Source organism: Streptomyces sp. NPDC048248, assembly GCF_043201875.1.
Classification (GTDB): domain Bacteria; phylum Actinomycetota; class Actinomycetes; order Streptomycetales; family Streptomycetaceae; genus Streptomyces.
In genome coordinates this window covers 244,764-259,102 of the sequence record NZ_JBICZL010000010.1, presented here as the reverse complement: position 1 = coordinate 259,102, position 14,339 = coordinate 244,764, and the positions used below count along the sequence as shown (strand labels likewise).

At 70.9% G+C, this 14,339-nt stretch carries 11 protein-coding genes; 6 read left to right on the top strand and 5 right to left on the bottom strand.

Going from position 1 to position 14,339, the window contains the following annotated elements; all coding sequences use genetic code 11:
- Nucleotides 1–22 precede the first annotated feature (22 nt).
- On the top strand, nucleotides 23–2,824 hold the full coding sequence (locus ACGFZW_RS23225; RefSeq protein ID WP_393895098.1) for an ABC transporter substrate-binding protein: 2,802 nt from the start codon (nucleotides 23–25) through the stop codon (nucleotides 2,822–2,824).
- 48 nt (nucleotides 2,825–2,872) lie between these two features.
- Here ACGFZW_RS23225 and ACGFZW_RS23220 read toward each other — a convergent pair whose 3' ends face one another.
- Nucleotides 2,873–3,655 carry a VOC family protein gene (locus ACGFZW_RS23220; RefSeq protein ID WP_393895097.1) on the bottom strand — a complete coding sequence of 261 codons (783 nt, stop codon included), beginning with the start codon at nucleotides 3,653–3,655 and terminating at the stop codon, nucleotides 2,873–2,875.
- Between the two features lie 132 nt (nucleotides 3,656–3,787).
- On the opposite strand from ACGFZW_RS23220, the gene ACGFZW_RS23215 reads away from it, so the two are divergent.
- The 4 genes from ACGFZW_RS23215 (at nucleotide 3,788) to ACGFZW_RS23200 (ending at nucleotide 8,353) form a co-directional block, all read left to right on the top strand.
- Complete coding sequence (locus ACGFZW_RS23215; protein WP_393895096.1) at nucleotides 3,788–6,196, top strand: SpoIIE family protein phosphatase; 2,409 nt, start codon at nucleotides 3,788–3,790, stop codon at nucleotides 6,194–6,196.
- Nucleotides 6,197–6,320: 124 nt separating this feature from the next.
- On the top strand, nucleotides 6,321–6,512 hold the full coding sequence (locus ACGFZW_RS23210) for a hypothetical protein (RefSeq protein WP_393895095.1): 192 nt from the start codon (nucleotides 6,321–6,323) through the stop codon (nucleotides 6,510–6,512).
- A 325-nt stretch (nucleotides 6,513–6,837) separates the two neighbouring features.
- On the top strand, nucleotides 6,838–7,665 hold the full coding sequence (locus ACGFZW_RS23205) for a polysaccharide deacetylase family protein (protein WP_393895094.1): 828 nt from the start codon (nucleotides 6,838–6,840) through the stop codon (nucleotides 7,663–7,665).
- Nucleotides 7,666–7,846: 181 nt separating this feature from the next.
- Complete coding sequence (locus tag ACGFZW_RS23200; protein ID WP_393895093.1) at nucleotides 7,847–8,353, top strand: DinB family protein; 507 nt, start codon at nucleotides 7,847–7,849, stop codon at nucleotides 8,351–8,353.
- Nucleotides 8,354–8,476: 123 nt separating this feature from the next.
- On the opposite strand, the gene ACGFZW_RS23195 is transcribed toward ACGFZW_RS23200, so the two are convergent.
- Together ACGFZW_RS23195 and ACGFZW_RS23190 are read right to left on the bottom strand one after the other, a co-directional pair.
- Nucleotides 8,477–9,928 (bottom strand): amino acid permease, encoded by a 1,452-nt coding sequence (locus ACGFZW_RS23195; protein WP_393895282.1) that lies wholly within the window; start codon nucleotides 9,926–9,928, stop codon nucleotides 8,477–8,479.
- Nucleotides 9,929–10,177: 249 nt separating this feature from the next.
- Entirely contained in the window at nucleotides 10,178–11,134 is a 957-nt protein-coding gene (locus ACGFZW_RS23190; protein ID WP_393895092.1) for a hypothetical protein, read from the bottom strand.
- A gap of 895 nt (nucleotides 11,135–12,029) precedes the next feature.
- Between ACGFZW_RS23190 and ACGFZW_RS23185 the strand changes: the two genes are divergently transcribed.
- Nucleotides 12,030–12,578, top strand: a complete 549-nt coding sequence (locus ACGFZW_RS23185) for a winged helix-turn-helix domain-containing protein (protein ID WP_393895091.1) — start codon at nucleotides 12,030–12,032, stop codon at nucleotides 12,576–12,578.
- A 167-nt stretch (nucleotides 12,579–12,745) separates the two neighbouring features.
- Here the strand turns inward: ACGFZW_RS23185 and ACGFZW_RS23180 are convergent, their stop codons facing one another.
- Both ACGFZW_RS23180 and ACGFZW_RS23175 read right to left on the bottom strand, forming a co-directional pair.
- Entirely contained in the window at nucleotides 12,746–13,774 is a 1,029-nt protein-coding gene (locus ACGFZW_RS23180) for an NAD(P)/FAD-dependent oxidoreductase (RefSeq protein WP_393895090.1), read from the bottom strand.
- Complete coding sequence (locus ACGFZW_RS23175; RefSeq protein WP_393895089.1) at nucleotides 13,771–14,334, bottom strand: isoprenylcysteine carboxyl methyltransferase family protein; 564 nt, start codon at nucleotides 14,332–14,334, stop codon at nucleotides 13,771–13,773. Before ACGFZW_RS23175 ends, ACGFZW_RS23180 begins: the two co-directional genes overlap by 4 nt.
- Between the last annotated feature and the right edge of the window lie 5 nt (nucleotides 14,335–14,339).

Below are 14,339 nucleotides of genomic sequence, written 5' to 3'. Positions count from 1 at the left end.
CCGACCCGTCCTCAGGGATCCCATGGCGTCGAACGAACCTGATTCGCAGATACCCGTGTTCCGTGGAGCAGGACATCTGCTCCGTCTGATAGCCGACCTGGTGCGCAGGCCACGGCGCCGGGAGTGTCCCGAGCCGGTGCGGCACCGCGGGGTGGCGCAGGGGCGCGAGGGCCTGCCCGTGGTGTGCCTGGTGGGCGGCACCGATCACACCCAACTCGCCAAAGGCATCAGCTACTTCCTCAGCCACGCCGACCCCCGGCGGGTGCCGCACTGCCTGTACGACCTTCGCGAGGGCGCGGCCGGGGCGGACCCGGAATCCGTCGAGGCGGTCCGCCGGACGCTGGAGCGGCTGGCGCAGGGGCTCGCACTCAGCGTCAACGGCAGCGACGGGCGGGTGCGCTTCCGCCGGTTCGGGCTCGTCAACTGGCTGATTCAGTCGAGTGCCGGCGGGCCGGGCCACGCGGGGGGCTTGGAGGGGAACGACCACACCCTCCTGCAGGGGCTGCGCGAGCGGGAGTTCCGGCGCAGGCGGCTGTTCGGGCTGCTGCGCTCGCCGGAGACCGAACTGGCGGTCGACGGGAAGGTGCCGTGGTGGGTCTGGCTGTTCGCCGTGCATGTCTTTCCGCTGGCCTGGTTCCAGGTCCGGCGGGGGCTCGGCCGGGAGTACCGGTGGCTGCTGAACCAGCCCTACCTCGCACCGCGCGACCCGGGCACCTTCATCGGCTTCGCCGAGCGGCTGACCGCACCGCACAACCAGGTCGAGGACCCCGAACAGTTACGCAAGTTGATGGTCAACGCGTTTCTGGAGGATCTGCGCGTGGCGTTCCGCCGCCGCATCTGGCGTCCGGGGACCGCCCGGCGCACCGCGTACTGCGTGGCGCTGCTCGACGGAACGGGTACCGGGAACTGCGGCTACCCGCTGCTGCGGACCGTCATCGACGTACGCAACGAGACGGGTGCCTTCGACCCCCTGCTGATCATCAGTTGCGGTGCCGAGGCGCCCGCTTCGGGTACGCAGGCCCGTGCCGACTGGGGCCACAGCTCGCTGTGGGAACTCACCGACCGGCTCTACGGTGGCTGGCGGGACGCCTTTCTGCACACCGGCAGGGCGCGCAACCGGGCGCCCTGGTACCTGCCGGTCTCCGTCCCGCCCCTGATGCCGCCGTCCGACGACCCGGCCGTCAAGGAGCAGTACGAGCTGACGCGGCGGCTGGAGGTCGGCCAGGACGCCCGGCTGAGGATTCCCGAACCGCCCCTGTGGGCCCGCCGCGTGGTGTCGCTCGTGGTGGCCTGTGCGGCTGCCGTGGCACTGCTCGGGACGGGCTGGGTGTTCCTTGAGGGCGAGCGCGGCTACGAGCGAGCCCACTGCGGCCTGAACCGCTTCGAGGACGACGCCGCCACCCTGCGCACCGCGTCGACGGGCGAGTGCATCGGTGTGTCGCGGCACGGCTTCACCTTCCACTCCCCCGACTCCGCGCTCAACGACACCCTGGAGAAGATCTCCGCGCAGAACACCACTGCCGACAAGGCGCACAAGGCGGCCCCGGAGCGACCGCTGGTGACCCTCGTCCATCTGTCCGCGCTCCTCAGCAGCACGGGCCGCTCGACCGGACAACTCGCTTACGTACGCGAGGCGTTGCAGGGAGTGGCCGCTGCACAGTCGCGACAGCTGCGGAGTACGGGCAGCGCGGAGCCGATCGTGCGGATCTTCCCCGCCAACGCCGGGTCGGGTATGCGCTTCGGTCCGGAGACGGTGGAGATACTGGCCGGTCTGAGGCGGCAGGACCCTTCCATCGTCGGGGTCACCGGGCTCGATCAGAGCCGCGAGGCCACCAACCTGACCATCCGCAAACTGACCGCGGTGGGACTGCCGATGGTCGCCACCACACCGTCGGCGGACTCGCTGGTGCGCCAGTCCCCCATGTACTTCCAGGTCTCGCCCCAGAACAAGCGGGAGGCGCAGATCGCCGCCGCGTACGCCGACCACCTCGTCGGCAAGGGAGGGCGGAAGACGGCGCGGCAGGTCCGGGTCGTCAGCTCCGCGGACCCCACGGACATCTACAGCAAGAATCTCAGGGACGACGTCGCGGCGAGCTTCCGGGCGCGCGGATTCGAGGTGGAGAAGACCGCCTTCGCCCCGCCGCCGGCCGCCGGCGGGGCGCCCGTCTCGGACGCTCCTGGCCCCGGCACCGTCGGCCAGCGGAGCTGCTCCTACCCCGGTGTCGTCTTCTTCGCGGGCCGCGCCGAGGACTTCGAGTCGATGCTGGGCGGGATCAACGAGTCCTGCAATTCGGACCCGCCCGCCCTCATCGGTGGTGACGACGTGGCGCGGCTGGCCGCAGACGCGGACCGCAGGACGCACTACCCCGGAATCCCTTACGACTTCCTGGACTTCACTCTCGGCTCGGCGAGCTGCGACGGCACCAGCGAGCTGTACTCGGAGATGAACAAGCTCTTCCCCGACGAATGCGCCAAAGTCGCGAACACCTCGCTGGACGGCCACGCCGCGCTCGCGTTCGACGCCGTCAAGCTGTTCATCAACGCCGTCAAGCAGCTGCGGGAGGACGCCTCGGACATGCCGCTGACGCCGCCGGCGGTATGGCACGCGATCAGCGGGGTGCACGGGGAGGGGGCGCTCGACGGGGAGAGCGGCATCATCGGTTTCGGAGGGGACGTGGACCGTCAGGTGCCGCTGGACAAACTGCTGTCCGTCCAGCACATCGACGGTGTGGGCAGGCCGTCGCAGGCGGGATTCTGCGGCCGGGTCGGCGGCCAGCGGCAGACGTCGTGGTGTCCCCCGCTGGAGCCGGAGAAGGGACGATGAGCACAAGCACCCGCCAACTCCATTGCCGACGGGATGAGTTGGCCGAGGTCAGGGTCCCGAAACGGTGAAGAGGCCGCCGTCGGGGTCGCAGATGACGGCCTGGCGTCCGCCGGCCCCCGTGGGCGGGTCCTCCGGCGTCACGGTGCCGCCGGCCGCCTCGGCGGCCGCGGTCACCGCGTCCACATCGCCGACCGGGAAGTGCACATGCCACCGGGGACGGACCCGCGGGTCCGGAGCGGCTTCGACACCGCCGCCGCGCAGCGCGGCGACCGGACGGGAGCCGTCCCGCACGATCACCTGGTCGTGTTCGTACGTCACATCGCAGGCACCCGGCTCCTCGGAGGCCCAGCCGAAGACCTCCGCGTAGAAGATGGCGGCGGCGAAGGCGTCCCGCGTACGCAGCTCCAGGCAGACCGGCGCCCTGCCGTGCCCGACGGACCAGGCCAGTGTCTGGCCTTCCCAGAAGCCGAAGGTCGCGCCGTCGCGGTCGGCCGCCAGGGCGGCCCGGCCGGTACCGATCTTGATCGGGCCGACCGCGACGGTCGCGCCCCGCTCCCGGATCCTGGCGGCCGTGTCGTCGGCGTCGTCCACACGGAAATAGGACGTCCACGCCACGGCGACCTGGAAACTCGGTGCGAGCGCGCCGATGCCGGCGACCGGCTCGCCGTCGGCCAGCGCGACGACGAATTCCTCGCCAAGGCCGGCCGGCCGGAAGGTCCAGCCGAGCACCGCGGCGTAGAACTCCTGCGCGGCCTCCAGATCGCGGGCCAGCAGGCTCACCCAGCACGGCGCACCGCGTACGGGAGCCGTGCGGCGTTCGGCCGACTTCACATCTGCCTCCTGTACTGGGTGCTTCTCCCACTCTGCCAGCGGGGCCGGGGAGCCGCACGGAGGGCGGACGCAGGTTGTGCCGGTGGTGATCCGGCTCGATGCTGTAGTTACGAACCGGGCTGGGTTGATGCCATGAACGCATGGAACACGGCGCAGAGCGCCGACTTCCGTGGTCCCCTCGACGTCACCAGGGCGGCCACCGCGGTCCTGGACGCCCAGAACCTGGTCATCGGCTGGAGCGCCGCGGCGGAGGAACTCCTCGGATACACCCCGGACGACATCATCGGGCTGCCCCTGGAGACGTTCCTGCCGCCCGCCGCCGACCCCGGGGCCGGCGTCGGCCGGCCGGTGACCCCGCTGAGCGGCAGCGAGGCCCGTACGGCGCGCCACCGGGACGGCCGGCTGCTGCACGTCGCCATGACGACCTGCCCGGTCGCCGGCAAGGGGACGGAGTCGGCGCAGGTTCTGGTGGTGGCGGAGCTGGACGGCGTACGCAGCTGGCAGTCCCGGCAGGCCATGCTGCACGGCCTGGCGACCCAGTCCCCCGTCGGCCTGGCCACCTATGACGCCGATCTGCGGCTGACCTGGTTCAACACCGCGTACGGCCTGGAGATCGGGGTTCCCCTGCAGGAGCTGCTCGGCAGTCGTGCCGACGATCTGTATCCCAAGGGCATGTTCGTGACCGAGGGCTATCCGCGCAGCCTCGAAGAGGTCATGGGCCATGTGCTGGAAAGCGGCGAATCGATCCTCGACCTGCACTTCGTGGGCCAGCCGCCCACCGACCCCGACACCGAGCACGTGTGGTCGTGCTCCTACTACCGGCTGCAGGACGCACAGGGCAAGGTCCTCGGGGTCTGTGAGGACGCCTTCGACATCACCGACCGCTACCAGGCCCAGCGCCGGCTGAATCTTCTGGTGGAGGCGGGCGGCCGGATCGGCACCACACTCGATGTGACGGTCACCGCGCGGGAGATCACCGAGGTGGCCGTCCCCGCTTTCGCCACCGCGGTCACCGTCGACCTGTCGCGGGCGGTCCTGGACGGCGCGGAGCCGGACCACGCGAGCGGCACCGTGCCGCCGTTGCTGCGCGTCGCCTCCCGCTCCGCCTCGCACCCCGGCCTCGGCGAGCCGGAGACTCCCTACCGTCTCGACTATCCGCCCGGCTCGGCCCAGTACCGCAGCCTGTCCTCGGGCGGCATGGTGCACGACGAGAACACCATGGTGGTGCCGTTGCGGGTCGGTGGCAGCCCGTTGGGCCTGGTCACCTTCGTCCGGAGCCGGCATTCCGCCGTCTTCGACAGCGGCGAGATCGACCTCGCCGACGAGCTGGTCACCCGAACGGCCGTCTGCATCGACAACGCCCGGCGCTTCGCGCGCGAGCGCACCGCCTCCCTGACCCTCCAACGCGACCTGCTGCCGCAGCATCTGCCCACCCAGTCCGCGGTCGACCTGGCCTACCGCTATATGCCCAGCGACGACCGGTCCGGCGTCGGCGGCGACTGGTTCGACGTCATCGGGCTGTCCGGCGCCCGGGTCGGTCTGGTCGTCGGGGACGTGGTCGGACACGGCCTGCAGGCGGCCGCGACCATGGGACGGCTGCGCACGACCGTGCGCGCCCTCGCCCAGCTGGATCTGCCCCCGGACGAACTGCTGAGCCGGCTGGACGACCTGGTGGGGCAGACGGCGGAGGACCAGGCGACGGCCTTGGGCCCGGACCGCGCACTGTCCGACGACATGGCCATCGGGGTCACCTGTCTCTACGCCATCTACGACCCCGTCTCCCGGCTCTGCACCATGGCCCGCGCCGGACACCTGCCTCCGGCGGTCGTCGACACCGAGGGCGCTCTGGCCTTTCCCGACCTGCCGGCCGGACCGCCGCTGGGGCTCGGCGGCCTGCCGTTCGAGTCCCTGGAACTCGAACTTCCGGCGGGCAGCCTCCTGGCGCTGTTCACCGACGGCCTGGTCGAGGCCCGGGACCGCGACATCGATGTGGGACTGGGCGCATTGGGCCGGGTCCTCAGCGACAACCGGCGGCCCTTGGAGGAGCTGTGCGACCGGGTACTGACCGAGCTGCTGCCGGGCGCCACCGCCCCCGACGACACGGCGCTGCTCTTGGTGCGGACCCGCGAGCTGGGCACCGAGCAGGTCGCGGAATGGGAACTGCCCGCCGAGCCGGCCGCGGTGGGCCGGGCCCGGGAGCTGGCCACGGGGCAACTGCGGGACTGGAACCTGGAGGAGCTGTCGTACACGACCGAACTGGTGGTCAGCGAGCTCGTCACCAATGCCGTACGGCACGCGTCCGGGCCGCTGCACCTGCGCCTGCTGCGCGATCTGACCCTGCTGACGGAGGTCTCCGACACCGGCCACACCTCGCCGCACCTGCGCCACAGCGCGAGCGACGACGAGGGCGGGCGCGGTCTGTTCATCGTCGCGCAGCTGGTGCAGCGCTGGGGGACGCGCTACACGCCGTTCGGCAAGACCATCTGGACCGAGCAGGCGTTTCCGCCGGACTATCCCGGGACCCCGCGGCCGGCGGGCTGATCGGCCCCCGCGCGGCCCCGACCAGGTTCGCCACGCGGCACGTCGTGCGGGCGTTCGGGGCCGGTCGCATGATGGAACCAAGCACCCCGCCCAGTGGTCCGGGGGCGCGGACAGAGGAGGACCTGTGACGACCAATGGCAGGGAAAGCTCGGCCGAACGAAGGCCGACAGAGCTGTACACCGGCGGCGAGCGGCCCTTCGACCCGGAGGACCTGGTGAAGGCGTCCGGCCGCGAGCCCACCCCCGCGAGCCTCGCCTGGGCAAAGCGACTCATCGACGAAGAAGGACCAGCCGCCATCGAGCGGTATCTGCCATGACGTGCTGAGGGCGCGGCCCGCGGGAGGGGAGGCACACCCCGTTTCCGATCTGCGCGGCCCGCGGGCATACGTCTCCCGGCACCCTTGGGCATGCAGGCGAGACCGACACCGGCCGGGCCCCGCAGGGGTGCCCCGGCCGTGCAGCTCTCCGCCACTGCCCGTCTCCACACCCGTCCCCCTCTTACTCGACCTGGAGGGCGCCCCCCGTGAGTGGCATTCCTGGCGGTGGCAGGGCCGTGGCACCGGACCTGGGCGCCCCGGCGCTTCGGCGCGGCTCCCTCGGGCCACCCCGCGGGAGCCGGTGCCAACCCGGGAGGGACCGGCCATGAGCGCCGTACCCGTCTTCCTCTATCACTCGGTGAGCGACGACCCGCCCGCGTGGATCGCCCCGTACACCGTCACACCGCGAGTCTTCGCCGAACACCTCGACCGGATCGCCGACGGCGGACTCACCGTGGTGCCGCTGCGCCTGCTGCTCGCGGCGATGGGGGGCGGCCCACCGCTGCCGGCCGGCAGCGCCGTGCTGACCTTCGACGACGGATTCGCCGACTTCCACGAGGCGGTCGCCCCGCTCCTGACCGAGCGCGCACTGCCCGCGACGCTCTACGTGACCACCGGCGCCGTCCATGCACCGGGCGACGGGCCGGAAGGCAGTCTGCTGCCTCCCGCCCCTATGCTGACGTGGCGTCAGATAACCGCGCTGGACGCGGTCGGCTTCGAGATCGGCGGGCACTCCGTCACGCACCCGCAGCTGGACACGCTGCCCGCCCAGCGGGCCTGGCACGAGATCGTCGACAGCAAACGGCGCCTGGAGGACGCGCTCGGCCACCCCGTCCACGCCTTCGCCTATCCGCACGGCTACTCCAGCGGCGCGGTACGCCGCACCACCCGGGAAGCCGGCTGGACGTCCGCATGCGCCATCCGCAACGCGTTCAGCTCGGCCACGGACGATCCGCTGCGCATCGCCCGCCTGACGGTCCGCGCCGACACTCCGCCGGAGCAGTTCTCACGGTGGACCCATCTCACCGGCGCACCGGCCGCGCCCCTGCCGGAATCCCTGCAGACCAAGGGCTGGCGGCTGTACCGCCGGGGCAGCGCCCTGCTCGGCCATCCGGCCGGCGGCGGCCCTCCCGGCCCCGGGGCGATGCCGTGAGCCACGGCCGCGAGGACGGCGACGGCGACCGCGCACGAGCACCGGATCGGCAGTCACGAAAACCTCCTGCCCGGCGGGCCGCCACCGCCTAATCTGGCCCTCCACCACCCCTGTTCGGCCGCATCCCGGAAGCCACGCTGCGGGAGTGACGGGGCACCCAACGCCGAGGAGAACAACAGCTGTGACCACGGAACGCATCGACCCGCCCCTTCGCGCGGGAGAGCGGGAAACCCTGCGCGCCTACCTCGACTACCACCGGGCGACCCTCGCCATGAAGGCCGAGGGGCTCGGCGACGAGGAGCTGCGCCGTCAGTCGATGCCGCCGTCCACGCTGTCCTTGCTCGGCCTGGTACGGCACATGGCGGAGGTCGAACGCACCTGGTTCCGCCGGGTGATCAACGGCGAGGACATCCCGTTGGTCTGGTCGGCGAAGGGCGATTTCCAGGAGGCGTACGACGCGACCGGCGCGACGCGGGCAGAGGCGTTCAACGCCTGGCAGGAGGAGGTCGCGCACGCGCGCCGGATCGAGCAGGCGGCGCAGTCGCTCGACGTGACCGGCTACATGCCGAAGTGGGAGGCGGACGTATCGCTCCGGGTGGTGATGCTGCACCTGATCCACGAGTACGCCCGGCACAACGGTCATGCGGACTTTCTGCGCGAGGGCGTCGACGGCACCGTCGGAGCCTGAAGCCCGCTGCTTCGCAGGGGTGTTGACGTCATCGCACACCGGACTCGGCAACAGCCGGGCCACCGATCGGCGGGCCCGCCGGTGGCAACGCACCGGCGGCCCCGCCGTCGTCCGGGCTCGGGGTCAGATCAGGTCCATCGCGGCCACCTCGTCGGGCCGCCCGTAGCTGACCGGCCCCTGGAAGCGATGGCGAGCGGTGGCGAACCACCAGACCGTGGCGATCAACAGCACCACCGCAAGGGCGATCGGGGCGTAGTTGAACGTGGTGGGGGTGATCGGCGAGGCCTGCGGGAGCATGAAGAGCACATTGCTGAGCACGATCCACGCCACCGCGACCGCCGCCACGGGCCGGCCGTATCGCCCCAGGTTCCACGGCCCGGCCTGGAAGTCGTCCAGCCGGAGCCGGAGAAAGATCGGCACTCCGTAGGCGAGAAACAGTCCGACGACATTCACGCTCACCACGGCCGTGAATGCGGTGTGGGACCACCAGCCCGGCAGAACGAGTACCAACGGGCAGGCCGCGGCCAGCCATACGGCCTTGACGGGGGTACGGGTACGCGGCGAAACCGAATGCCACCAACGCGATCCGGGCATCGCACCGTCGCGGGAGAAGGCGAAGATCTGACGGGTATTGCTGGTCATGTTGGCGAGGCCGCAGAACAGCATGGCGCCGATCACGATCAACAACAGCAGCTTGGCGGTTCCTGCGCCGAGAGCGTCGATGAGAATCTGCACCGGCGGGGCCGAAGCGCTCGCGGCATGATCGTAGTCACGGATCGCATAGACCAGCGCGAGCATGAGGATCAGTCCGGCGACCGCGGAGTATCCGATCGCCCGCATGATGCCCTTCGGGGCGTTGACGGTGGCCTTCACGGTTTCTTCGGACATGTGGAAGCTGCCGTCGAAGCCGGTGAACGTCCAACTCGTGACGAGCAGGCCCAGCATTCCGCCGTAAACGGCGTAGGTGAAGCCGGTGTTGTTGGCGAAGTGCGTGACGAACGAGGGGTCCTGATGGTGTGTCGGTATCAGGGTCAGCGCGGCGACGATCACCACCATGCCGATCAGCAGCCACCACACGGATATTCGGTTCACCACCGCAACCAACCGCACCGTGTAGGTATTCGCCAGCGCCTGGAACAGCAGAATGGCCGCGGTGATCCCGACGGTCTGCTGCGGTGTCGCCTCGTAGGAGGGCCACTGCATGGTGAGGAACGCCTGGATGAACATGGCGGCGGCGAAGTTGGTGGCGGCCGTGCCGCCCACCTGGCCGACGAAGTTGAGCCACCCCGTGTACCAGGACCAGGCGCCACGGTGGCGCTTGGCGAGCTTGCCCGCGGAGAAGTAGAGCGCGCCGCTGGTCGGATAGGCGGAGGCGATCTCGCCCATCGCGGCGCCGACGAACAGCACCATGATCGATACGCCGATCCAGCCGAAGACCAGGATGCGCGGGCCACCCGCGCCCATCCCGAAACCGAAGGAGGAGAAGATCCCGGAGATGATGTTGATGATGGTGAAGGAAATCGCGAAATTGTCGAACGCGCGGAACCGGCGGGTGAGTTTGCGCGGATAGCCCATGGCATGGAGCGTCGCGTCATCGTCGAGGGTGACGGGGTCTGCGTCATGGGGGGTTTTCGAGCGTGTGACAGACATGCGCTCGGACACAACCGCTACCTTTCTGACAGAGCCGAGAATCAAAGGTCCCGACTCATCGGGCTGGTGAAGCGAGCCGGGCTGGTCGGGCATTGCAGGATTTCGGTCAGGAATCCTGCGATACCGCTACCCGGAAACGCCGCGCGCCGGCCTCTTTGACGGCGCGGGCGCGGATCAGGTGGCGCCGGGTACGGGAAGTCCGCACGAGCGCCGGGCTCGGGTTAATTGCTCCTCGGGATCACCAAAGGCGCTCCAGGGCATACGCGAGGCATAGGGCCCCATCGCGGTGAAGACTTCCCGCGCCTCGAATTCGCGTTTCGCCATGAACAGCGCATGCGCCAGATACGCGAGATCCAGCACCGGCGTGAAACGGTATTCGGCAACCCGCGGAAACCAGTTGCGGTGGATGCTCGTCGCCGTGGAGACCCACTGCGGCTGCTCCCAGGTGTGGTCCGCGAGCAGGGCGGACGGGTCGTAGTCCTCGACCAGCGCCACCAGCGGCAGCAGCCGGAGCGGTGAGCCGGCCGGCGCCCGCTGACTCAGGAACGCGGCGACGTCCCAGCTCTCGCTGGAGGAACCCCCGTAGCGGGTGAAGAAGAACGACAGGAACCGGTGGTGCGCCTCGCGGTGCCAGGGGTCGAGCCGGAGGATGTGGGCGAAGAGGTACCACGGTCCGCTCGGCGCCGTCAGCAGCCCCCGCGGAGCGGGATCCTGCGGCCGGTCCAGACGCGCCAAGGACAGCTGGGCGACCCACGGCGTGGGGTCTCCGGGAAGCAGGTGTGCGGCCCGCTCGCCGGCCGTCCGCGCTATTCGCGCCAGGGCCACTTGGCGCGGGTCGCCGGCGTCGGCCGCGCGCAGCGCCCGGAGCATCGCCACCCGCGCCCACAGCAAGGCCGCTTCCGGGCCCGGCTCTTCCGCCCACCAGCGTTCGGCGAGATCGGAGTCCGCGGCCTCGGACGCCAGCACGAGCGAGCGGTGCGCCCGCACCTCGAAATCCCCGCGCGTGTCCTTCAGAACCTCATGCGCGCGAAAGTACCGACCGGTTCTGACATCCATACAGGCGCGGGCGAGCTGTCGGTCATCGGCCGCCGGGCTCCACACGTACTGCCCCTCGAAAGAGCCGGCCGTCACGATCCCCTCCTGGTCCTGAAGGTGTCATCCCCGCGCGTGCATGCATTCTGTTGGTGCCGAATTCAACTGGACCCTTCCCCGGATCCGCACGGCAGCGGGCCACACCCTACTCATCATCAACACAATGCGAAAACAGTCGTCGGGATCATCTGGTTCCGCACGATTCGGACCCACGGGGATTGATGCGGAATCAGCCCCCCGCTGATCCCTCCGGGCGAGCGACTTTGCCATTTCTTAACGCCCCGGGTGTTCGCTTGGCATATTCACCCCTTCACATTCCCTCCATACTCGGGCACAACGTCGTTTCGACGTCGAGTTGTTGAACGCTCTCCAAGTTCGGCGCCGGGGAGTAACGAGTGGGCATCCGCCGCCATGTACCGCTGCATACCGGCCAGTTCGTCGGCGTTTTCCCGCCACACCGGTCCCGCCTGCTGGACGCCGGTCGGGGCCGGCGCGGGCGCCGGAACCACTCGGCCGACCCCTTCACCTCCGGGCTCCTCATGCGCTTGCCCTACAACGCCGCGGCGCTTGCCGCGATTGCGGCCCACCGCCTTCCGGTGCGCCGGAAGTCGGATCGTCAAACGACCGAAGAGCACGTGTGATTAGCAGTAGCTACTTTCCGGAACCGCGTGATCACATGTAGCGTTCGTTCGGACCGGAGCCGTGGCTTCAGACCCCGTCATGGCTGAGCACGGGCATGCAAGCGAGCGTTCTCCGGCACTGACGGAGCGAGTTGGCCCCCGGGCACACCCGTATCCCCCGTGCCGGCTCGCCGACCCCGCCCCAGCACCGGACCCGCGTCGCGAACGCCCCGCACGACATCCGCACATCGAACGTCGAGCACCGCCATGTCTGTCCGTACACGCCTGCTTTGCAAGAGGAATGGGCCCAGATCATGTTCATGAATCCCTCGACGACCCTCGCCCTGCGTCCGGAGGCCGACTTCCGCCGGCCGGCGGACGCCGGGTCCGACGAAGGGCCACCCGTGGCGGTCGACCGGCTCCCCGACGGCAAGTGGCAACTCACCCTGCACGACCTCGAACCCGTATCGGTCCACCGGCTGCCGTCGGACGAGGTCCACATCATCCTGGCGCCGGCACGTGACGATCTCGCGCGCCCGTCGAACGCCCGCATCGCCGCCAGGACCGCCGCCGCTGCCGACCCGATCCGCCTCGACACCGCCGCCAGGACCGTATCCGTCGGAGGGCGCCAGCTCTCCCTGCCCCGGCTGGAGTTCGACCTGCTCGCGCATCTCGTCCTGCACCCCCAGCGCGCCTTCACCCGGCAGCAACTCATGGCCGCCGTGTGGCCCTCCTGCGAGTCCAGCGACCGCACCGTGGATGTGCACATCGCCCGGTTGCGCCGTCGCTTGGGGCCCGGCCTGCGCTCCTCGATCCGCACCGTCTTCGGAATCGGCTACAAGTACCTGCCGCCCTCGCCATGAACCCCGCGTACAGGGGTGTGTGAAGAGCACGGCACCTCCGCCCGCGACCCGGGCGACCATGCCTTTGCTCCGGTGCCCCGCGACCGCTGACCGGCAACCGTCGACCGACTGCGGGGCACCACTTCATCAACTCCCGCTGTGAGCAGACCCGTTACCTGCCCGTCACCTCATTGCAGCGCATGAACCGCCGCGCCGAAGAGGGACGGCACCCTCGCCGCCGCCGGCACGAGCAGCCGGGCCGCGCTCGGACGACCGCCCCACCGCACCAGCCCCTCCGTCAGCAGCCGGTGCCGCCTGGAGAGTCGTCGCCACTCCCCCTCGTACGCCCGCGGCCGGCCGGCGCGCAGAGAGCGGACCGCGGCCCCGGCCGAGGCCACGGCGAGCGCGATGCCTTCGCCGGTGAGCGCGTCGACGTAGCCGGCCGCATCGCCGACGAGCAGCACCCTGCCCGCGCTGCGGCGACGGGAGCGCTGCTGGAGGGGGCCGGCCCCGCGTACCGCGCCCGCCGCGGGTCCGGCGAGCAGCGGGGCGAGCCGGGGGAATCCGGCCAGATGGGCGTCGAAACCGCGCCGCGCCGTGCTGAGCACCGCCACACCCACCAACTCCGGCCCCACCGGCGTCACATAGACCTCCCCTGGCCCCGCGCCCGCCTCGGGCCAGTGCACCTCGACGAAGTCCGTCCACGGCGGCACGCGGTAGTGCCTGCGCAGGCCGTAGCGCCGGGGACGGGAGCCGGGCCTGTCCAGGCCGAGGGCGTGCCGGAGCGGCGAGTGCAGGCCGTCGGCCGCGATCAGCCAGCGCGCCCGCAGCCCGGCCGCCGTCACCGAGTCCGCGCTCTGCCGCACGTCACCGACCCGACCGGTCAGCACCTTGACTCCGAGTGCGGCGGCCCGCCAGGAGAGTGCGGTGTGCAGAGCGGTGCGGCGCATTCCCAGGCCGGTACCGTCGCGGAAGGCGGCCTCCACACGGTGGCGGCCGTCGGCGTAGCTGATGCCGCGCAGTGGGTGCCCGCCGCCGAGGTCCACCCCGATGGCACGCAGCGCACGCACTCCGCTGGGCATGATGCCCTCGCCGCACGCCTTGTCCACGGGCGTGCCACGCGGCTCGATCACGACCGCTTCCATCCCGGCGAGCGCTCCGTGGATGGCGGCGGCCAGCCCCGCGGGCCCGCCGCCCACCACGAGCAGGTCGATCATCGGCCCGCCCCCGCGGGCCGGGCCGACGGGCCGGACCCGCCACCGGCGTCGGCGCCCGCGCGGAGCAGAGCCCGGTCCTCGCAGCGGATCCGGACGGTGAGCAGCACCGCGTTGAGCACGCCGAAGAGCAGCGCCGTCACCCACGCACCGCGGACGAGCGGCAGCGCGAGCCCTTCCGCGACCACGGCCACGTAGTTGGGGTGTCTCAGCAGGCGGTACGGCCCCGCGCTCACCGGAGGCATCCCGGGAACGACGAGCACGCGGGTGTTCCAGCGCGGCCCCAGGGTGCGGATGCACCACCAGCGCAGTGCTTGGGAAGCCGCCACGACCGCCGTCATCGTCCAGCCGATCCCGGAGTGGAAAGGCCGCCCGGCCAGCGAGGATTCCGCGAGGCAGCCGGCGAGCAGCCCGATGTGCAGGACGACCATCGCCGGGTAGTGGCGGCGTCCCGATTCAACGGCGCCGCGGGCGGCGCTCCAGCGGGCGTTGCGGCGGGCGACGCGGAGTTCGACGAGCCGCTCCGCGCCGACGGCAAGCACCAACAGGACGTACCAGAGCATGAGTT